Consider the following 19,415-nt stretch of genomic DNA (forward strand, 5'->3'; position numbering starts at 1 on the left):
CGGCCGTTGTGAAAGCCACTTTCGCAACCTTGACCGTTGTGAAAGCGACTTTCGCAACGCGTCCACGACCAAGGCACGTTTGCCTTGCCCCTCAAGAACCCGAAACGCCACTCACGACCGAGGTGACCGGATCACCACCGCGGCGGGCCCGCGTCCACGATCTTCTGCGAAAGCTCCAGCGGATCGTGGTGCATCAGCGATTCCATCCACCACGTCATCCCGGCCTGTCCCAGCGCGGGCAGGTCGACCTTGATCGGCTCCTCCCACGCGGGGCTCGCGTTCCCCGCGACAGCGACGTCGAAGGGGCGGCCCGGTTCCAGCCCGGCCAGATTGAGGGCGCGGTGGGTCTCGGCGATCTCCTCGGCGGTCGGCGTGTGGTCCTCCGGGTTCGGGAAGATCCCGTCGCACAACGCCGCTCGCCGGACGACGCGCGGATTGTCGGTCGAGCTCGCCACCCAGATCGGGATCGGGAACGGCTCGGGCGGGGACTCGGCCAGCGCGACCTGATAGTGCGCGCCGTCGTGGTCGAACCGCCTGCCGGACCAGATCGCGCGGATGACGTCGAGGCCTTCGTCGAACATCGCCGACCGGGTCAGCAGGTCGGTCTGCTCACCGAACCGGCTGAAGTCACCGGATTCGTCCGAACCGAGACCGGTGCCGAGGATGAGCCGCCCGCCGGAGAGCCTGCTGACCGTCGACGCGTGCCGCGCGACCACCCACGGGCGGCGCCGGGCGGGCGGCGTGATCATCGGCCCGAACAGCAGTCCGCTGGTCGCGTGCGCGATCGCGCCGAGCGTGGTCCACGGATCCGCGATGGGCATGGTGTCCGCGACCACGTGATCCCACAGGAAAAAGCCGTCCCAGCCCGCCGCCTCGGCGCGTACGGCGAGGTCGACGAGCACCGCCGGCTCACCGAACGGGCCGAAAGGCGGCAGATAGACGGCATGGCGGACCGTGCTGCCGGTCAAGTCGATCATCTCCCCAACGTCATCGTCGAAGTCCCCGGGACGGCCGCTTGTTTACGCCGTTCACTCACGTTAACGTCCGGAAGATGGCGGACACCGGTGAACGTTCGACGAAGTGGCCGGAGCATCGGAGAAGATTACGCCGGGTACTGGCCTCGGCGGTCGCCGTCTCACTATGCGCGACACTTTCGGCTGTGAACGCGTCCGCATCGCAGGATGACGACTGGTCCCGTGACTTCTACTGGGGTGTCGCGTCGTCGGGTTACCAGTCCGAAGGCAGTGCCCCGGACAGCAATTGGAAGCGGTTCGTGGACTGCTCCGCGGGCAAGGACGGCGTCGACGAGTACCGGGACTCCGTGGACTTCCGGCACCGCTACGCCGACGACATCCGCCTGGCCGCCGGGCTCGGCGTCAACACCTACCGCTTCGGCGTCGAGTGGGCTCGCGTCGAGCCCTCGCCCGGCAGGTGGGACGAGAGCGAGCTGGCCTTCTACGACGACGTCCTCCGGCAGGTCCGCGCCGCGGGCATGACGCCGATGATCACGCTCAACCATTGGGTCTACCCGGGCTGGGCGCTGGACCAGGGCGGCTGGGCCGAGACCCGGACAGCGGACGCGTGGCTGGAGTTCAGCCGGAAGATCGTCGAGCGCTACGCCGGGCAGGACGTCCTCTGGGTGACGTTCAACGAACCGCTGATCTTCCTCAAGAACGAGCAGAAGGTCGGCGCGCTGAGCCCGACGCGGTACTTCGCGGCGCAGTCCAACGTCGTCCAGGCGCACCGGCGGGCCTACGACCTCATCCACGAGATCGATCCGGCCTCGAAGGTCACCAGCAACCAGGCCTACATCACCGGGGTCAACGGGATGGCCGACTGGTTCTTCCTCGACCAGGTCAAGGACAAACTCGACTTCATCGGCATCGACTACTACTACGGCCTCAGCATCGACAACTGGACGGTGTTCGCCGCCGCGAGCGACAAGTTCTGGGACGTGAAGCTCCAGCCGGAAGGCATCTACTACGCGCTGCGCAGCTATCACAACCGGTTCCCGCGCCTGCCGCTCTACATCGTCGAGAACGGCATGGCGACCGACAACGGCAGGCTTCGCGACGCGGACTACACCCGCGGCGACCACGTGCGCGACACCGTGTACTGGCTCCAGCGGGCGAAGGCCGACGGGATGAACCTCATCGGCTACAACTACTGGAGCCTCACCGACAACTACGAATGGGGCAGCTACCGTGCCCGGTTCGGACTGTACACAGTGGACGCGCTCACCGATCCCGCGCTGACCCGGCGCCCCACGGACGCCGTTCCCGCGTACCAGGCTCTGGTGACGGCGGGTGGCGTTCCGCAGGGCTACCGGCTCGAACGCGGACCCGGGACTTGCTCTCTCGTAGACGGGCTGAGCAGTTGCCTCAACCCGGCGAAGGTGGACGGGCCGCTCGCGCCCTTGAAGTGACCGTCCACATCAGACGGCCACCGGTTCGGGCGTGAGTTCGAGGCGCCTGCCCTCGAACCTCCGCCGCAGCCGCCGGTCGTGGGTGACGACCACGAGCGCGCCGGAGTAGTCCGCGAGCGCCTGTTCCATCTCCTCCACCAGATCGGGGGCGAGATGGTTGGTCGGCTCGTCGAGCAGGAGGAGATCGGTCCTGGCCGTCACCAGCTTGGCCAGTTCCAGTCTGCGGCGCTGTCCGACGGACAGCTCCCGGACCGGTTTGCGCAGATCCGGTGCCCGGAACAGGCCCAGTGACAGCAACCTCTCGGCCGCCTCCTCCTCGTCACCGTCGCCGGCGAAGACCGCGATGGCGGTCCGGGTGTCGTCGCCGAGCCCGCCGTTCTGGTGCAGGAACCCGACCCGGCCCGCCCGCTCCGACGAGCCTGCCGACGGCGCCAGTTCACCGGCGAGCACCCGCATGAGGGTGGTCTTGCCCGCCCCGTTCGGACCGGTCACGAGCACCCGCTCCCCCGGCAGCACGCAGAGCGACGTCCGCGGCAGACGGCCGTCCACCGACACACCGTCCGCCTCGACCACGTACCGATCGGCCTCCACCTCCCCCGCGTCGATCCGCCCGGTGAACCGGAGCGGTCGCGGCGGAGGCGGAACCGGGTCGGCCTCGAGCCGCTGGATCCGCTCCCGGGCCGACCGGATACGGCTCATCGCGCCGTGCGCCCGGGAACGGGCCCGGAAGGCACCGGCCCCGCTGAAGGCAGCCGGCGCCTTGCGCGGAATCGCCGAGAACCGGTCGATGTTGACGTCCGCCAGCCGCTCTTGACGGGCCATCTCCAGCTGCCAGACCTCGTACTCCCGGACCCATCGGGCCCGCGCCGCCGCCTTCGCCGCGAGGTAACCGGGGTAGCCGTCGCCGTGGCGGTGCACGGTCCGGCGATCGGCGTCGACCTCGAGGATCGTGGTGGTGACCCGGCTGAGGAACATCCGGTCGTGGGTGATCGCGACGAGCCTGCCGCGATGCCCGCGGAGGTGGTTCTCCAGCCAGGCGACGGCTTCGTCGTCGAGATCGTTGGTCGGCTCGTCCAGCAACAGCAGTTCGGGAGACGCGGCCAACGTCGCGGCGAGCGCCAGCCGGGACCGCTGCCCACCGGACAGGCTGCCCAGCGCTCGACCGCGGTCGAGACCAGGCTGCCCGAGCCCGTGCAAGGCGACCTCCACCCTGGCATCGGCCTCGTAGCCGCTACGGGCTTCGTACGCCGCGGTCAGGTCGCCGTAGACGTCCAGGTCTTCGGCGGTCTCGAGCGACTTCTCCGCCGATCGCAACCGGGACTCCAGCTCCCGGATGTCGGCCAGCGCGAGGTCGATCGCGTCCCCGACCGTGGCGGTGCCGGGCAGCTCCGACGTCTGCGGGAGGTAGCCGACGCCGCCGGGCGCGGTGACGGTCACCGTGCCGTTGTCCGCCCGGTCGTGGCCGGCGATCAGCCTGAGCAAGGTGGATTTGCCCGAACCGTTGTCGCCGATGACCCCGGCCTTTTCGCCCGGTTTGACGGTGAAGCCGACCTGGTCGAGCACGACATGGTCGTCGAAACGTTTGGTGACACCGGAGAGCACGAGTTGTGTTCCGGAATTTCGATGCGGGGTACGCATAGGGGCGTCCTCCTGGATTCTCGGAAGTAAGAAGAGCACGCGGAAGGACGCGGCCCGGCGGAGCGAAGGCTCTACGCCAGGGCCGCGTCGAAGGCGAGAATCACAGGTAGAAGAAGAACCCCATGGCGTAGACGGTAGCCGGGGAATGCGAACGGGCAAAACGAATTAAAAGTTGTGTACGGGTTCACAGAGTGGTCTGTGTCCCCATACCGCGACAAGGACGCCCCGGTGACCGAGAATCGAGACCGGAGGTTTTCGCGGTCTGAGGGAATGGGGTTCCTCGTGCACGGGTCCAGCGGTCCGATCGCCCGGTTCCGGCGACGGCTCTTCCCCGGTCACAACTCGCTCGCCCGCGGCTCCGACCGCTTCGAAGCCCTCATCCTCAAACTCGTCATCCTCGCCGCGCTCCTCGCCATCCCCGTCGCGGCCGCCGTCGGCTCCGCCAACCACGGCAGGCAGGTGACCGCGGCCGCCGCCGAAGCGGCCGGACGTCAGGCCACCACCGCGTATCTGCTGAAGGCCGCGCCCGTCCGCATCGTCGACAGCGAAAGCGTCGCGACCGAAGATCCCACCACCGAGGCGACCTGGACCGACTCGCGCGGCACCCGGCACACTGCCGGGGTCCTCGCGACGCCGGGCAGCCCCGCCGGATCGCCCGTGCCGATCTGGACCAACGCCCGCGGTGAGCTCACCGCCGCCCCGAGAAGCGCGTCCACGGCCGTGTTCGATTCGGTGCTCGTCGGCCTCTGGCTCTGGTTCGCGGTGGTCGCCGCGCTCGTCCTGCTCCACCGGGTCGTCCGGCTGGTGCTGGACCGGCACCGCGCCGCGGCCTGGGAGCGCGCTTGGGCGGTCTACCCGCGTTCGGGTTCCTGGCCCTGATTCCGGCGGCGAGGGCAAAGAGCCTCGGTTAGGGTGCCCTCCATGCGCATCATGATCTCGGCGGACATGGAGGGCGCCACCGGCGTCACCTGGACCGAGGACGTCATCCCCGGCACGGAACAGTGGCAGCGATTCCGGCGCCTGTTCACCGGTGACGTCAACGCCACCATCGCCGGCCTCTTCGACGCCGGCGCCACCGACGTGCTGGTCAACGAGGCGCACTCGTCCCAGCGAAACCTCCTGCTCGAAGACCTCGACGGCCGGGCGCGAATGCTCACCGGCAGGCACAAGCCGCTCTCGATGATGCAGGGGATCGACACCGGCGTGGACGGCGTCGTCTTCCTCGGCTACCACGCCGGTGCCGGTTTCGACGGCGTCCTGTCCCATACGTACCTGGAGAATCAGATCACCGGCGTATGGCTCGACGACGTCCCCGCCAGCGAGGGCAGGCTCAACGCGGCGATGGCCGCCGAGTACGGCGTCCCGGTGCTCGTCGTCTCCGGCGACGACAAGGCCTGCGACGACGCCCAGGACTACGCGCCCGAGGCCGAACTGGTCACGGTGAAGGAGTGCATCAGCCGCTACGCCGCGATCTGCCTCCCTCCCGCGAGGACCGCCGAGCTGCTGTCCTCGGCCGCGGCGGACGCGATGAACCGGGCGGGCCGGGTCGAACGGTTCACCACTCCCCACCGGATCGAGGTGGAGTTCGACGCGAGCCACCTCGCGCAGGCGGCGGCGGTGATCCCGACGGTGGAACAGATCGGCGTGCGGCGGGTCGGTTTCGACGCGCCGGACATGACCGAAGCGATGAAGGCGTTCAAGATCGTCACAGCGATCGCGGCCGGGGCGGTGCAGGGTATCTATGGCTGAGATGGATGTCGTCGAGGTTTGTTCGCGATTGATCCGGTTCGACACCACGAACCGGGGCAACGGGGATTCCGAGGGCGAGCGCGAGGCGGCCGAGTACGTCGCGTCGCTGCTGTCCGGGCTCGGGATCGGCGCGAAGATCATCGAGTCCGCGCACCGGCGCGCGAATGTGATCGCACGCGTCCCGGGCACCGACCCGAGCCTGCCCGCGCTGCTGGTGCAGGGACATCTCGACGTCGTCCCCGCCGACGCCGCCGACTGGTCGGTCGACCCGTTCTCCGGTGAGGTCCGCGACGGGTTCCTCTGGGGTCGCGGCGCGGTCGACATGAAGGACTTCATCGCGATGGTCCTCGCCGCCCTCGCCATCGGTTTCCGGCCTCGACGGGACATCGTGCTGGCGTTCGTGGCCGACGAGGAGGACAAGGGCGAGTACGGCGCGCACTGGCTCGCCGCGGAGCACCGGCACCTGTTCGACGACTGCGCGGCCGCGATCAGCGAGTCGGGGGCCTACAGCTACCACGTCCCCGCGGCCGACGGCCGGACCGTGCGGCTCTATCCGGTGGCGACGGCCGAACGCGGCACCGCGCATCTGCGGCTGACCGCCAAGGGCCGCGCGGGGCACGGATCGCGCCCCAACGACGAAAACGCCGTCACCCGGCTGGTCACCGCGCTCGGCAAGATCGCCGCGCACCGCTGGCCGATCCAGCTGACCCCGACGGTCCAGGCGTTCCTGGAGCGCACCGGCGAAGCGCTCGGCGTCCCGGTCGATCTGTCCGATGTGGACGGGACGATCGCGCGGCTCGGGCCCGCCGGAGCGCTGGTGGTGCCGACGGTCCGCAACAGCACGACACCGACCATGCTCGACGCGGGCTACAAGGTGAACGTGATCCCGAGTTCGGCCGAGGCCCAGGTGGACGTCCGTGTCCTCCCCGGTGCCGAGACGGAGCTGTTCGCCGAGATCGACGCGATGCTCGGCGAAGGCGTCACCCGCGAGTTCGTCGCGCACCAGCCGCCGGTCCAGGCTCCGGTGGATTCGCCGTGGTTCGACGCGATGGCGGACGCGCTGCGTTCGGAGGATCCCGAAGCCGTGGTGGTCCCCTACTGCATGGGCGGTGGGACGGACGCGAAGGCGTTCAGCCCGCTCGGGATCGACTGCTACGGGTTCGCGCCGCTGTGGCTGCCGGAAGGCTTCCCCTATCGCGCGATGGCGCACGGTGTCGACGAACGCGTCCCCGTCGAGGGGCTGCGGTTCGGCACGCGGGTGCTGCGGCATTTCCTGGAGAACTGCTGACCGCCTCGTGAGCGGTGTCGGGTTAGTGAGGGGTGAAGGACCCCTTCGCTGGCTTCAAGGTCGAAAGGTGCCTTCGCGGCGTGGTCCTGGACTGGCCTAGGGGCGCCAGTCGTTCCGAGTGTCCACAAAGGACACTTCCTGGCGACAGAATGTCCGATTGATGGTTAGATGTGCGATTTTCGAGGGGGTCATGAGTGACAAAGAGGGTTAGAACCCTCTTTGCCACTCACGACCCCCTTCGCAAAGCGTGCATAGGGGTATCAATCAGACATTTACCCGCCTAAATGTGTCCCAGGTGGACAGTCAGGGTGCGGCCGGTCCAGATCCGCGATGCCGAAGGCTCCCTTCACCGCATCGGACGCGACGAAGGGAGCCTTCAGTCCGGCACGACCCGCCCGCGAACACGACACGTTTGCCCTTCCCCTCAATAGAACCGTCCTTACCACTCACGACCCCCGTTGCAAAGCGTGCATATGGGCACCAGTCGGACAATTGTCCGCCTGAAAGTATCCCAGGTGGACAGTCAGGGTGCGGCCGGTCCAGATCTGCGATGCCGAAGGCTCCCTTCACCGCATCGGACGCGGCGAAGGGAGCCTTCAGTCCGGCACGACCCGCCCGCGAACCCGCATTGCCACTCAAGAAGCCCGGCGCTGGAACCCGAATCGTCTTCATCCGAATTTCATGAAGGCCGCTTAGCGTCGGCGGGGTGACACCTCTGACTTCGCGCGCTCGGGCGGGCGTGCTCCTGATCGGCCTCGGCACGGTCCTTTCGGCGTGCCGAGGCGGGCTCTCGGTACCGCGTTCCGATTCCGCGCCCGAGACGTCCACGTCGTACTCGGCTCCCTCGGTCGAGACCCGGACCCTGACCGTGACGCCCCCGGCGCCGACTTCGTCTTCCGCGCCAAGCCTCGAACCCGCCGCGATCGACCGGGTGTTCCAGGTCTACATGAACGGCCTGGCCAATCACGACATGACCGCGTTGCGCAGCGGCACGTGCCCGCGCCTGCGCGAGACGCTGCTCGGGTTCGAACTCCACGGGCACTACGTCGAGCGCTGGCAGATGCTGCCGTACTCCGTCCCGCCGGGACAGGAGTTCGTGACGGTCCAGGCCACTGTCACCCAGCGGAACGCGCGCTCCGGCAAACTCGCGGGCGACGTGGTCTACTCCTGGAACGTCGAGCGGAACGAGGACACGAACTACTACGTGTGCGGCTGGCTCGACTACCGGTGATCCTCGCGTCCAGGATGGACGGTCACCCCACCTCGGGATGATGCCGGATCAGACCGCCACGGGAACGACCGTGGCGGTCATCCGGCGGCGGACGGCGTTGCCGAGCAACAGCTGGCCGACGGCCGCGGCCAGGCACAAGGCCAGGCAGAACGTCCACAGCACCGGCGCGCCCAGCACGAGCAGCTGGGTTCCGCCGAGCGGGGCGACGAACGCGGCGAGGCCCGCCGCCGTGCCGTAAGCGCCGTTGTAGCGGCCACGCAGATGAGGTGGGGCCAGTTCGGCCACGATCGCGACGCCCACCGACTGGATCACGATCTCTCCGAGCGTCCAGAACACCGCGCACGCCGCGTACACCAGTGTCGTCGACGCGAAGGCCGTGGCACCGAAACCCAAGCCTGTCAACAGGATCCCGCACGCGAGCACGCGCGAAGGATCCCAACGGCCCAGCCGGTGACCCACCAGCGGCTGCACGACCACGATGACGACCCCGTTGACCGCCATCACCAGGCCGTACCCCGCCGGCGAAAGGCCGTCCTCTCTCATCGCCAGCGGCAGGGTGGCCAAGCTCTGCAGGAACACGAACGCGACCGCCAGCGAGATCAGCATCAACCCGACCATGACCCGGTCGCGCAGGACGACGGTGAAGCCACCCCGCTCCCGGGTCGGGCCGCCGCCTCGCGTCTCCGGTACCGCCTTCCACACCAGCAGGGCGAACAGCACGCACGTCGCCGCGTCCACCCAGAACAACGTCGTGAAGCCGGCGCGGGCCATCGTGCCGCCCAGCACCATCGCGATCGAGAAGCCGAGGTTGATCGCCCACAGCAGCAGCCCGAAAGCCCGCGTGCGGTCGGCGCCCGGCACCAGATCCGCCACGATCGACTGGGTCGCCGGGCGGAACACGTCGAGCGCCAGCCCGAGCAGCAGCGCGGCGACCGCGATCAGTTCGAGGCGCTCGACGTAACCCAGCACGAGCATGATCGCGCCGGTCGCGAGCATGCCGCCGGTCAGCGTCGCCCGCCGTCCGATGCGGTCGGCCAGCACGCCGCCGATCAGCTGCGAGAACACCTGCCCGATCCCGAGCAGTGCCAGCACGGTGCCCGCCGTCGCCACCGAAAGGCCGCGGTCGCTGGTCAGGTACAGCGCCAGGAACGGCAGCACCATCGTGCCGAGCCGGTTGACGAGCGTGCCCGTCCACAGCACCCAGAACGTCTTGGGCAGCCCGCCGAGCCTCGTCCGCAGGAACTCTTGTGCCGTCATGATTCCAGCTCGTAACAGCCCACACCGTCGAGGTACCGCAGCGTGCCGAGGTCACGCAGGACGTATTCCTCGATCTCGTGCATGAACGTGACGACCACCGGGAACGTCGTGTCGTCGACGGTGCGGCGCAACGGCTTCCCCGGCCGGGTCAGCACGAACATCTCGTGGAAGCTCTCCAGCCGCTCGATCTCCTCGAGCACCGTGTACCGGCGGAGCGTGCCTTCGACCGGCGAGAGCAGCGCGGACCAGGCGTAGTGCCGCTGGATCCGGTAGTCCTCACCCCAGCGCTCGCGGAACCTCTCCGGCCGGAGCACCGCGTCGGCCATCCAGTCCAGCTGGGACTCGCCGATCGCGAGCCGTGCCAGATGCGGCAGATCGCCGCCCGAAAGACGGGAACCCACCTCGATCAGCCGCGGTCCTTGCGGGGTCAGCTTGATCTCGACGTGCGCGGCCCCGTGCCGGATGCCCACCGCGTCGAGCACGGCGAACGCGTACTCCACCAGTTCGTCGTGGCCCGGCGCGCGACGCGGCACGATCTGGCAGGCGCCGAGCAGATCGGACACCCCGTTGACGGCGAACCGCGAACTCTTCCAGATGTCGCACACCTGGTGCAGTCCGTCCATGCTCACCGTGTTGACCATGTACTCGCTGCCGGCGAGATACTCCTGCGCCACGACGAAGTCGTTGTCCTCGGAGAACACGTTCTGGCGGCTGGTGATCGCGCGCAAGGCCTCGACCGACCGCTCCGGGGTGTCGCAGAAGACGACCCCGTCGCCACCGGCGCTGCGGTTCGGCTTGACCACGATCCGGCCGCCGATTTCCCGGTGCCAGGCGGCGAGTTCCGCCTCATCGGCGGTCAGGAGTTGTCTCGCGCCATTGAGACCGGCCGCGTCGACGGCCTCCCCCATCGCGAACTTGTCCCGCCGGGCCAAGGACAGGGCGGTGCCGTTCGACGGCACCCCCAGCGCCTCGCTGAGCACATCGGTGAACGCGACCGCGTATTCACCGCCGGCCACGACCGCGACCGGCTCGTGCACGGACAGCGCGTCCAGCGTCTTCGTGAGATCACCGTCGTGGACGATGTTCTCGCGGTAGTTGCTCATGGTCGGCGAGGACGTCCGGTACTGCCCGGGCGCGTCGGGCGCGCTCTGCACCCGCACACATTCCGCGCCCAAGGCCAGAAACGTCGGCGCGATGTGCCGGGCGGTCTGCGGCAGCCCGTGATCGGCCGTTTCGTAGGTGTCCACGAGTACGACACAGGGCTTCGTCGACAAGTTTCACCTCTCAACAGGTGGAATCGAACACCGACGGTCCCATCCACCGTGATCAAACGGCATCTTCCCGCTTGCTCTCCCGTGCCCGCCGTCTTCCGTAGAGCGGTCCACGGCACGGCAGGAGAGGAAATCGCCTTTTGGAAGATGCGACGGTTTCCGCAACCTGTCCCGCCGCGCACCGAGAAGTGAAGTGAGGTCAGATGACGTCGACAGTCAACACGGAACCTTGGGAGAGAAATGCTGTAAAGCACGCCGACGAGCGGTTGAACGGAACCCGGGATCCACAGTGGTGGTACACCGGGATCCGCCCGGAACCCGGCCGTTGCCCCGGTGTGGCCGAATCCGGCGAGATCAGGGCGCTGCCGTTGCCCGACCTGTCCGTCTGCAGCCGCGAAGAGGTGCTGGACTACTTCGACAACGCCTGGACACTGCATGAGGTGATGTTCGCCGGACTGAAGGGCGCGGAGGCCTTCTACCGTCCGCCGGACCACAACCTGCGGCACCCGATGATCTTCTACTACGGCCACACGACCTCGCTGTACGTCAACAAGCTGCGGGTCTCCGGGCTGCTGGACGCGCCGATCGACGCCTATCTCGAGCACATCCTGGAAATGGGTGTCGACGAGAACTCGTGGGACGACATGTCGAAGAACGAGATGGTGTGGCCGTCGGTTTCGGAGGTGAAGGACTACCGGGCCGAGGTGTACCGGACGGTCGTCGGCATCATCGAGACCACGCCGTTCGCCCCTGACCTCGGGCGGCCGGTGACGATGAACGACCAGGCGTGGGCCCTGCTGCTGTCCATCGAGCACGATCGCATCCACCTCGAGACCAGTTCGGTGCTGGTCCGCGAGATGCGGTCGCGCCTGGTCGAACGGCCCGCCGCGTGGCCGTCGCCGTCGCCGCTGCGCCGCACCACCGAGACCGGTAAACCCGAGCCGGGTTCCGTACCTGCCAACGGCACCGTCACCGTGCCCGGGCGCACGGCCCAGCTCGGCAAGCCGCTGTCCTTCCCGTCTTACGGCTGGGACAGCGCGTACGGCTCGCGCCGCCAGGAGCTGCCGGACTTCGAAGCGGCCCGCTGTCTCGTGAGCAACGGCGAGTTCCACGGATTCGTCGCCGACGGCGGTTACCGGCGGCCGGAGTTGTGGTCGGCGGAGGGCGAGGCTTGGCGCCGCTTCCGCAACACCAAGTGGCCGCGGTTCTGGATACCGACCGGCCCGACCGGACTGCACGCGTTCCGGCTGCGCACGCTGTTCGACGAGATCGACATGCCGTGGGACTGGCCGGTGGTGGTGAATTACCACGAGGCCAAGGCGTTCGCCGCCTGGCGGTCCGAGAAGGAGGGCCGGGACTACCGGCTGCCGACCGAGGCGGAGTACTTCCTGTTGCGCGATCTGCCGGAACGTCCCGGCGTCGCGGACGACGTGGTCATGCGGCTCGACGGCGCGCAGTTGCGTGAGGCAGGCGTCAACCTCGGCCTGGCTTGGGGTTCGGAAGGCCCTGTCGACCACTCACCGACGACCTCTCAGGGCCTGCACGACGCCGGCGGCAACCTGTGGACATGGAGCGAAGACACCTTCAACCCACTCGAAGGCTTCACCCCGCATCCTTACTACGAGGACTTCTCGGTACCCAGTTACGGCGGGCAGCATCAGCTGATCCTCGGCGGGGCCTACATCAGCACCGGCGAACTCGGCAGCATCTGGGCGCGGCATTTCTATCGGCCGCATTTCCTGCAGCAGGCGGGGATCCGACTGGTCGTGGCACCGGAATCCACTGTGGACAGTGAGGCGCGCGCGGAGCTCGACCAGGTACTGCTCGGCCAGTACGGCACCGCCGAACAGGCCTTCGGCCGGGCCGGGCACCCACTGGCCGCGACCGCGGCGTATCCCGACCGGCTGATCGCGAGGTTCACCGAAGCCGCGACCGCGGCCGGCGTCGAGCTACGCCGGGTCGCGGATCTCGCCACCGCGGCGGGCGGGCTGGCGTTCTCGCTGGCCCGGCATCCGGTCGAGGTGGTCGGCCTGGACGACCGGCCGTCGTTCATCACCGCGGCCGACCGGCTCGCCGAAGGCACGGATGTCGGCTACCGGGTGCCGGGACGCGGGGAGCTGCACGCGCGGCGGCCGTCGCTCTCGGCGGGCGGCAGTGTCTCGTTCGTCCTCGCCGAGACCGCCCGTCCGCCCGCCGCTCTCGGCACTTTCGACGGCGTGGTCGTGGCGGACGCCTTCGACCGGCTCGGCGGCGCGGCGGGCTACCTGCGACCGCTCGTCGGTTCGGCGAACCTTCTGCGTGCCGGAGGGCTGCTGCTCGTGGCGCTCCCGCGCGCGTCGGCCGCCGAGCTCGCGAACGTCCTCGGCGAGGCGTTCGAGCTGCTGTCGGAGGACACGGAGCCGAGCCTGACCAGGGTCGACGGCCGCCGGTACGAGATCACCGATCTGGAGGTCTCGATCTGGCGTAAGCGCTGACCCCGCCACAGGGCCGCATCAGGTGCTCCCGCATCTGGTGCGGCCCGACCCTCGCCCAGCCGACATGAGCTCAGCCTTGCAAAGCGGTGGACAGCGCGCCGAAAGCGGCGTTCAGCCGCTCACAGTGCGCGGTGACCACGGCGGCGAGGTCGTCTCCGGCGAGACGGCGCCGCACCGTCGCCACGGCGACGGTGCGGTACGCCGCGACGATCAGCGCGGCGACCAGCTCGCTGTCGCCCGAGAACCGGGCGTCGTTCTCGAGCTCGTCGGCCAGCTCCGCCTCGATCTCGTGCTCGAACTCGCGCAGCCGTGCGATGAGCGCCCGCGAACCGGCGACGGTGCGCGCGAGCGGATCGCCCCCCTCGGCCAGTCCCGAGAGCGGATGTTGTTCCTCCGCGAGGGCGAGAGCCGTCCGGCGGAAGGCTTCGACGACACCCACGCCGTCCGGCCGCTCGCGGATCGCGGCCCTGGCGATGCCGACGGCGTCGGGCAGCCTGTCGAGCGCGAGATCCTCTTTGCGATCGAAGTGCGCGAACACCGTCACCTTCGAGACACCGGCCGCGGCGGCGACCTCGGCGACGGTGACGTCGTCGAAATCGCGCTCCAGGAACAGCTCTGTCGCGACGGCGGCGATATGCGCCCGCGTCTTCGCCCCGCCCCTGTCTCCTCGCTTCGCCATGTGACAACCGTACCTTTACTCGTTAAGCTTACCAAGTAAACTTACCGAGTAAGCCTTGGAGAGCTGTCATGCGGAACGATGTGATCGTCGTCGGAGCGGGGCCCACCGGCCTCTTCCTCGCGAGCGAGCTGGCCTTGCGGGGAGTGCGGGTGACCGTGCTGGAGCGGCTCGAAGAGCCCGATCAGACGATCAAGTCCGGTTCGATCAACGTCGCCAGCGCGGAAATCCTCGACCGGCGCGGGCTGCTTCCCGCCGCGGAAGAGGTGCAACGCGGCCGCCTCGCCGCCTCCGGCGCCTTCACCACCGGACGGATGAACCGGACCGTGCGCGCGCTCGAGGACGCGGCCAACGAGAAATCCCGCCGGTTCGCGGTCATCGGCCATTTCGCGGGGCTCATGTTCCGGCACGACCTCGTCGACCAGGACGATCCGGTGCTGGCCGCGCACACCGCCGTGGCCAACGGCATCTGGGTGCCGCAGCACGATCTCGAACTGCTTCTCGGGGCACATTGCGCCCGGCTCGGCGTCGAAATCCGCCGCGGCGTCGAGGTGCGGGGGCTGCGTGGCACGGGCACGGGTCTCGACGACGATGCCGACGTCGTCGTCGAGACCAGTGCCGGTGACCTCACGGCCGGATGGGTCGTGGCGGCCGACGGCGGCCGGAGCATCATCCGCAGGACGCTCGGCGTCGATTTCGCGGGCACCGACCCGGAACTCGTCGGATATCAGGCGATCGCCGATTTCGACGACCCGGGCGAGTTGCGCCGCGGCTGGAATTGGACCCCTCGCGGCATCTACACCTACGGCCCGGTGCCCGGACGCATCCTCGTCGCCCGGTTCGCACCGCAGCCGGAAGATCGCGACGCGCCCGTGACCGTCGGGGAACTGCAGAGCGCGGTGCGGGAGGTCAGCGGGGTCCCCGTGACGATCACCGGTTTGCACGGCCGGGCGACCCGATGGTCGGACAACGCCCGTCAGGCACAGACCTACCGTCGCGGCCGGGTGTTCCTCGCGGGCGACGCCGCCCACGTGCATTCCCCGTTCAGCGCGCAGGGTCTCAACCTCGGCCTCGGCGACGCGGTCAACCTCGGCTGGAAACTCGCCGCGACCATTCTGGGCACGGCTCCGGCGGGGCTGCTCGACACCTACCACTCCGAACGGCATCCGATCGGCGCGTGGGTGCTGGACTGGACGAGGGCGCAGGTCGCCCTCATGCGTGGCGACGAACGCACCGCACAGTTGCGGAAGGTGATCGACGACGATCTGTTCACCGTTCCCGGCGCGACGAACCACATGATCGCGCTGTCCTCCGGGATCCTGCAGCGGTACGACGTCGCCGAGGACGGCGAGCACCCGGTCGGCTCCATCACGGGGGACGCCGAGCTGAGCACCGGAGGCCGTCTCGCGGACCACGCCCACGACGGCCGTTTCGTTCTCGTCGACCGGTCCGCCGAGAGCCGGTACGCGGAAGCGGTTCACGGCCTGGAGCATCTGGTCGCCTACGTGGCGGATCCCGATGCTTCGCAGCCGAGCCTGTTCGTGCGTCCGGACGGGATCATCGCGTGGGCGGACAACGTCTCCGACGACAACGCGAGGAAGCTGCTCGACACCGCGATCGAGCGCTGGGCCGGCGTCTGACCACCCGTGGTTCCCGAGGGTGGCGGAGCTCGCTCCTCCGCCCTCGTCCGGCCGGATCAGCAACGTCACACCGCCATGATCACCCTGTCGGGCAAGGTGTCCGTAGAATCCGGTGACGATGCGACGTTTCCGGTGGTGGTGGGGTGCTCTCGCGCTCACGTTCGTGGTGGTTCTCGTCGGGTTCATTGCCTTTACCGGGTCGGAAAGCCGCCCGGGGCAGCCGTCCCCGCGCCAAGGCCCGCCGGGAACGGGGCCGCTGACGGTCGTCTCCATCGGCGACAGCACCGTTTCCGGCGAAGGCGCGGGCAACTACACGCCGACGACCAACGGGCAGGGCGGCAACTGGTGCCACCGCTCCCCCAACGCCTTCGTCGAGCAGATCAAGATCCCGGAAGTCACCGCGCGGGTGAACCTCGCGTGTTCGGGGGCGCCTTCCGAGCAGATCGCCCTCGGCGAGGCCAAGCAGTGGACCGAACCGTCACAGGCTCAGCAGCTCGCGCAGCTGATCAAGGACCACCGGGTCGCCGCGGTGGTGATCGCGGTCGGCGCGAACGACGAGCCGAAGTTCTCCGCTCAGGTCAGCGAATGCTTCAAGGCGTGGTTCTCTCCGCAGAGCCCGCCGTGCAGCGAGGCGCTTCGCGCCACCTGGAAGTCCAAAGTGGACGCCATGGTGCCGAAGGTGACCAACGCCGTCGCGGACGTCAAGAAGGTGCTGGCGCAGGCCGGTTACGTTCCGGCGGACTACCAGCTCGTGCTGATGTCGTACGCCTCGCCCGTCGGCCCGCAGATCCCGGAGGCACTGCGCAGCCTCAACGGTTGCCCGTTCCGCACCGAGGATCTGGAGTGGATGCGCCGCGACGGCGTTTCCGTCCTCTCCGACGGGCTCAAGCAGGCGTCGAGGGCGACCAGTTCACGATTCCTCGACCTTTCCCGGGCCGGCGCCGGGCGCGAGGCGTGCAGCAGCGACCCGGCGAACGAGTGGTTCAGCAGGCTGACCCTGCAGCTGCGCGACCTCGGCCAGGTCGACCGCGCGAGCCACGCACTGCAGGAGTCGTTCCACCCCAACGCGAACGGGCACGCACAGATCGCGAACTGCCTCAACGAGTTCCTCGCCGCCCGCGGCGGGAACGCGTCGTGTCTCTCGGGGGCCGACGGCAAGCTGCACGCGGCCCCCGAGGTCATCGCCCGCTAGCTGCACTGCTCCTCGGCGCTCGGTCGGGTATCAGCGGCGGGTCTCGATCGACAGGTCGCCGCTGTTGAAGGCGCGGCCCCTGTCGCTGGCGAGCAGGTCGTGTGGGTAGCCGAGTTCGATCGCGCTGGCCTGTTCGAGGCGGGCCAGCTGGGCGGCGGTGAAGTCGACCTCCAGCGCCCCGAGGTTGTCCTCCAGCTGCGCGGGGGTGCGCGCGCCGACGATCGGTGCCGTCACGCCCGGGTTCTGCAGCGTCCAGGCCAGTCCGACCTGGCCGGGTGGGCGGCCCATCTCCGTGGCGACCTCCTTCAGGATGTCCGCGATCGCGAGGTTGCGTTCGGTGACGTCGCCGTTGGCGATGTTGAAGCCCTTGCGGGTGCCGTCGGCATCGACTTCCGCCGCGTTCAGGTCGTCACGGCTGTACTTGCCGGCGAGCACCCCGCCTGCCAGCGGTGAATACGGGATCACTCCCAGTCCCAGCTCGCGTGCCATGGGGATCAGGTCCCGTTCCGCGGTGCGCTGGATCAGGTTGTATTCGACCTGCAGCGCGATCAGCGGCGACCAGCCGCGCAGGTCGGCGATCGCCTGCATACGCGACACCTGCCAGGCCGGGACGTTGGACATCGCCACGTACAGGACCTTGCCCTGGCGGACCAGGTCGTCCATCCCGCGCAGGACCTCGTCGACCGACGTCGTGAAATCCCATACGTGCAGGTAGAGCAGATCGAGGTAGTCCGTGTTCAGCCGTCGCAGACTGGTTTCCACCGACGCGAACAAGGTCTTGCGGTGACTGCCCCCGGAATTCGGATCGCCCGGCCGGCTCAGCGTCGAGTATTTCGTTGCCAGCACCAGGCTCTCGCGGTTCTCGCGGGTGAATTCGCCCAGCAGTCGCTCCGAGCTGCCGTTGGTGTAGGTGTTCGCGGTGTCGATGAAGTTGCCGCCGCGCTCGACGTAGAGGTCGAACAGCTTGCGCGCGTCGTCCTGCCCGGCGCCCCAGCCCCACTCGGTGCCGAAGGTCGCCGCGCCCAGCGCCAGCGGGGATACCCGCAGCCCGGACCGGCCCAGCAGCCGGTACGTGTCGAGGGTGAGCGACATCGTGTCCTCCTGTGCTCGTGATCGGTTGTCGAAAGCGAGTCTGCGACCACCGCGAGCCGGGGATAAGGGAAAGAACTTCCTGGGAACGGCAGTCCTACCCTGCTGTAGATTCGAAGATCATGACCCGCACCGTGGACACGACACAGGAACTCGCCGCGTTCCTGCGGACCCGGCGCGAGCGCCTGGACCCGGACGCTTTCGGCCTGCCGCGACGCCGGTCCAGGCGGACCCCGGGGTTACGCCGCGAGGAGGTCGCGGAACTGGCCGGCGTCAGCATCGACTACATCGTCCGGCTGGAACAGGCCCGCGGGCTGCGGCCCTCGGCGGACGTAGTGGAGGCGCTGGCGGGCGCTTTGCGCCTGGCCCCTGACGAACGCGCCTACCTTTTCGACCTGGCCCAGCAGCGCCCCCGCACCGCCGACAAGCTCGCCACCACCGCGGCGGCGCCCCTGGCACGGCTGGTCGCCGACCTGTCGCCGCTGCCCGCCATGCTGCTGAACCACCGCTACGACATCCTGGCCTGGAACGGTGAGATCGCGCGGCTGCTCCTGGATTTCGACACCCTGCCACCGCCACAGCGCAATTCGATGTGGCTGTGCCTGATGCATCCGGGAACGCGTGAGTTCTACGCCGACCGCGAACGGGTCGTGCAGGAGGCCGTCGCCCACCTGCGCGCCGCGTGGGCCGCGCATCCGGAGGATCGGGCGCTGACCGACCTCATCGCCGAATTCACCACGGGCGACGAGGAATTCGCGCACTGGTGGGCCGAGCGGGACGTCAAGGTCAAGGGCCGCGGACGCAAGGTGCTGCGGCATCCTGACGTCGGCACGATCGCGGTGGATTTCGAAACGCTTACGCCACTCCAAGACACGGACCAGCTGCTGGTGATCTACCGCGCCGCGGACGAGGAGAGCCAGTCTGCGCTGGACCGGTTGAGCCCACGGTGATCCCGCACTAGAGATCCAGTGCCGCGCGCAAAGCGATGTCGATGCGCTCCTGGACCTCCTGGTCGATCTCCGCGATCTTCTCGTCGAACCACGGCCGGTACAGGCGCGTGAGGTTCAGCGTGGAGACCCAGTAGCGCGCGTCGACGGCGACCCCGAGGATGTCCTGCGGGTCGCGGTCGAGCAGTTCGGTACCGAGCAGCCACGGCCGCTCGGATTCGTTCACCCCGTCCGAGGACAGCAGCACGACGGTGCGCTGCCGTGCCGGTTCGGTCGGGGGGTGGTACGTCCAGACTTCACCCCTGTGCACGCAAATCCTTCTCCGCGGCTGTCAGCTCGGCCTCGTCCGATTCGGCGGACGGTGCGACCGGAGCTCGCTGCGGGGTGTACCCGGTGCGGACGGCTTCCCTGCGGGCTGCCTTGGACAACCACGACGAGACCGAGATCCCGTGCGCTTTGGCCGCCCGCTCGGCGAACTCGAGCGCACCACTGTCGAGTGAGAGTGTGACCTTACGTGTTGCCATACCTTTTATCGTAC

At 68.7% G+C, this 19,415-nt stretch carries 17 protein-coding genes; 9 read left to right on the plus strand and 8 right to left on the minus strand.

The genetic code is table 11. The annotated features are described in order from the left end of the window. Nucleotides 1–131 precede the first annotated feature (131 nt). Nucleotides 132–977 carry an LLM class flavin-dependent oxidoreductase gene (locus tag ACLJRM_RS19395; RefSeq protein ID WP_101607720.1) on the minus strand — a complete coding sequence of 282 codons (846 nt, stop codon included), beginning with the start codon at nt 975–977 and terminating at the stop codon, nt 132–134. A 182-nt stretch (nt 978–1,159) separates the two neighbouring features. On the opposite strand from ACLJRM_RS19395, the gene ACLJRM_RS19400 reads away from it, so the two are divergent. Further along, nucleotides 1,160–2,425, plus strand: coding sequence for a family 1 glycosylhydrolase (locus tag ACLJRM_RS19400; RefSeq protein WP_410663840.1), 1,266 nt, complete (start codon nt 1,160–1,162; stop codon nt 2,423–2,425). Nucleotides 2,426–2,434: 9 nt separating this feature from the next. Here ACLJRM_RS19400 and abc-f read toward each other — a convergent pair whose 3' ends face one another. After that, complete coding sequence (abc-f, locus tag ACLJRM_RS19405) at nt 2,435–4,063, minus strand: ribosomal protection-like ABC-F family protein (RefSeq protein ID WP_410663841.1); 1,629 nt, start codon at nt 4,061–4,063, stop codon at nt 2,435–2,437. 228 nt (nt 4,064–4,291) lie between these two features. Between abc-f and ACLJRM_RS19410 the strand changes: the two genes are divergently transcribed. From ACLJRM_RS19410 to ACLJRM_RS19425, 4 genes are all read left to right on the plus strand, one after another. After that, a complete protein-coding gene (locus ACLJRM_RS19410; protein WP_410663842.1) occupies nt 4,292–4,942 on the plus strand; it encodes a hypothetical protein in 651 nt (216 codons plus the stop codon). A gap of 42 nt (nt 4,943–4,984) precedes the next feature. After that, nucleotides 4,985–5,812 carry a M55 family metallopeptidase gene (locus tag ACLJRM_RS19415; protein ID WP_101607716.1) on the plus strand — a complete coding sequence of 276 codons (828 nt, stop codon included), beginning with the start codon at nt 4,985–4,987 and terminating at the stop codon, nt 5,810–5,812. Beyond that, nucleotides 5,805–7,100, plus strand: coding sequence for a M20/M25/M40 family metallo-hydrolase (locus ACLJRM_RS19420; protein ID WP_410663843.1), 1,296 nt, complete (start codon nt 5,805–5,807; stop codon nt 7,098–7,100). The genes ACLJRM_RS19415 and ACLJRM_RS19420 overlap by 8 nt, the downstream gene beginning before the upstream one ends. Before the next feature lie 706 nt (nt 7,101–7,806). After that, nucleotides 7,807–8,331, plus strand: a complete 525-nt coding sequence (locus tag ACLJRM_RS19425) for a hypothetical protein (RefSeq protein WP_410663844.1) — start codon at nt 7,807–7,809, stop codon at nt 8,329–8,331. Nucleotides 8,332–8,379: 48 nt separating this feature from the next. On the opposite strand, the gene ACLJRM_RS19430 is transcribed toward ACLJRM_RS19425, so the two are convergent. Together ACLJRM_RS19430 and ACLJRM_RS19435 are read right to left on the minus strand one after the other, a co-directional pair. Then, the gene (locus ACLJRM_RS19430) at nt 8,380–9,588 is read right to left on the minus strand and encodes an MDR family MFS transporter (RefSeq protein WP_410663845.1); all 1,209 of its coding nucleotides are present in this window, start codon (nt 9,586–9,588) and stop codon (nt 8,380–8,382) included. Beyond that, complete coding sequence (locus tag ACLJRM_RS19435) at nt 9,585–10,862, minus strand: ATP-grasp domain-containing protein (protein WP_410663846.1); 1,278 nt, start codon at nt 10,860–10,862, stop codon at nt 9,585–9,587. Before ACLJRM_RS19435 ends, ACLJRM_RS19430 begins: the two co-directional genes overlap by 4 nt. 200 nt (nt 10,863–11,062) lie before the next feature. Between ACLJRM_RS19435 and ovoA the strand changes: the two genes are divergently transcribed. Continuing rightward, the gene (ovoA, locus tag ACLJRM_RS19440; protein WP_410663847.1) at nt 11,063–13,333 is read left to right on the plus strand and encodes a 5-histidylcysteine sulfoxide synthase; all 2,271 of its coding nucleotides are present in this window, start codon (nt 11,063–11,065) and stop codon (nt 13,331–13,333) included. Nucleotides 13,334–13,403: 70 nt separating this feature from the next. Here ovoA and ACLJRM_RS19445 read toward each other — a convergent pair whose 3' ends face one another. Next, nucleotides 13,404–14,012 (minus strand): TetR family transcriptional regulator, encoded by a 609-nt coding sequence (locus ACLJRM_RS19445; RefSeq protein WP_101607715.1) that lies wholly within the window; start codon nt 14,010–14,012, stop codon nt 13,404–13,406. Nucleotides 14,013–14,080: 68 nt separating this feature from the next. On the opposite strand from ACLJRM_RS19445, the gene ACLJRM_RS19450 reads away from it, so the two are divergent. Next, the gene (locus tag ACLJRM_RS19450) at nt 14,081–15,649 is read left to right on the plus strand and encodes an FAD-dependent oxidoreductase (RefSeq protein ID WP_410663848.1); all 1,569 of its coding nucleotides are present in this window, start codon (nt 14,081–14,083) and stop codon (nt 15,647–15,649) included. A gap of 118 nt (nt 15,650–15,767) precedes the next feature. Beyond that, nucleotides 15,768–16,841, plus strand: a complete 1,074-nt coding sequence (locus ACLJRM_RS19455; RefSeq protein ID WP_101607713.1) for a GDSL-type esterase/lipase family protein — start codon at nt 15,768–15,770, stop codon at nt 16,839–16,841. A 30-nt stretch (nt 16,842–16,871) separates the two neighbouring features. On the opposite strand, the gene ACLJRM_RS19460 is transcribed toward ACLJRM_RS19455, so the two are convergent. Further along, nucleotides 16,872–17,933, minus strand: coding sequence for an aldo/keto reductase (locus ACLJRM_RS19460; protein ID WP_101607712.1), 1,062 nt, complete (start codon nt 17,931–17,933; stop codon nt 16,872–16,874). 116 nt (nt 17,934–18,049) lie between these two features. Here ACLJRM_RS19460 and ACLJRM_RS19465 point away from each other — a divergent pair, with 116 nt between their 5' ends. Further along, nucleotides 18,050–18,880 (plus strand): helix-turn-helix transcriptional regulator, encoded by an 831-nt coding sequence (locus tag ACLJRM_RS19465; protein ID WP_410663874.1) that lies wholly within the window; start codon nt 18,050–18,052, stop codon nt 18,878–18,880. Between the two features lie 7 nt (nt 18,881–18,887). Here ACLJRM_RS19465 and ACLJRM_RS19470 read toward each other — a convergent pair whose 3' ends face one another. Continuing rightward, the gene (locus ACLJRM_RS19470) at nt 18,888–19,187 is read right to left on the minus strand and encodes a hypothetical protein (RefSeq protein ID WP_005150941.1); all 300 of its coding nucleotides are present in this window, start codon (nt 19,185–19,187) and stop codon (nt 18,888–18,890) included. Further along, on the minus strand, nt 19,174–19,401 hold the full coding sequence (locus ACLJRM_RS19475; protein ID WP_076166772.1) for a hypothetical protein: 228 nt from the start codon (nt 19,399–19,401) through the stop codon (nt 19,174–19,176). Before ACLJRM_RS19475 ends, ACLJRM_RS19470 begins: the two co-directional genes overlap by 14 nt. Nucleotides 19,402–19,415: the final 14 nt, after the last annotated feature.

Source organism: Amycolatopsis sp. lyj-84 (assembly GCF_046549075.1).
In the GTDB taxonomy this organism is placed as follows: Bacteria; Actinomycetota; Actinomycetes; order Mycobacteriales; family Pseudonocardiaceae; genus Amycolatopsis.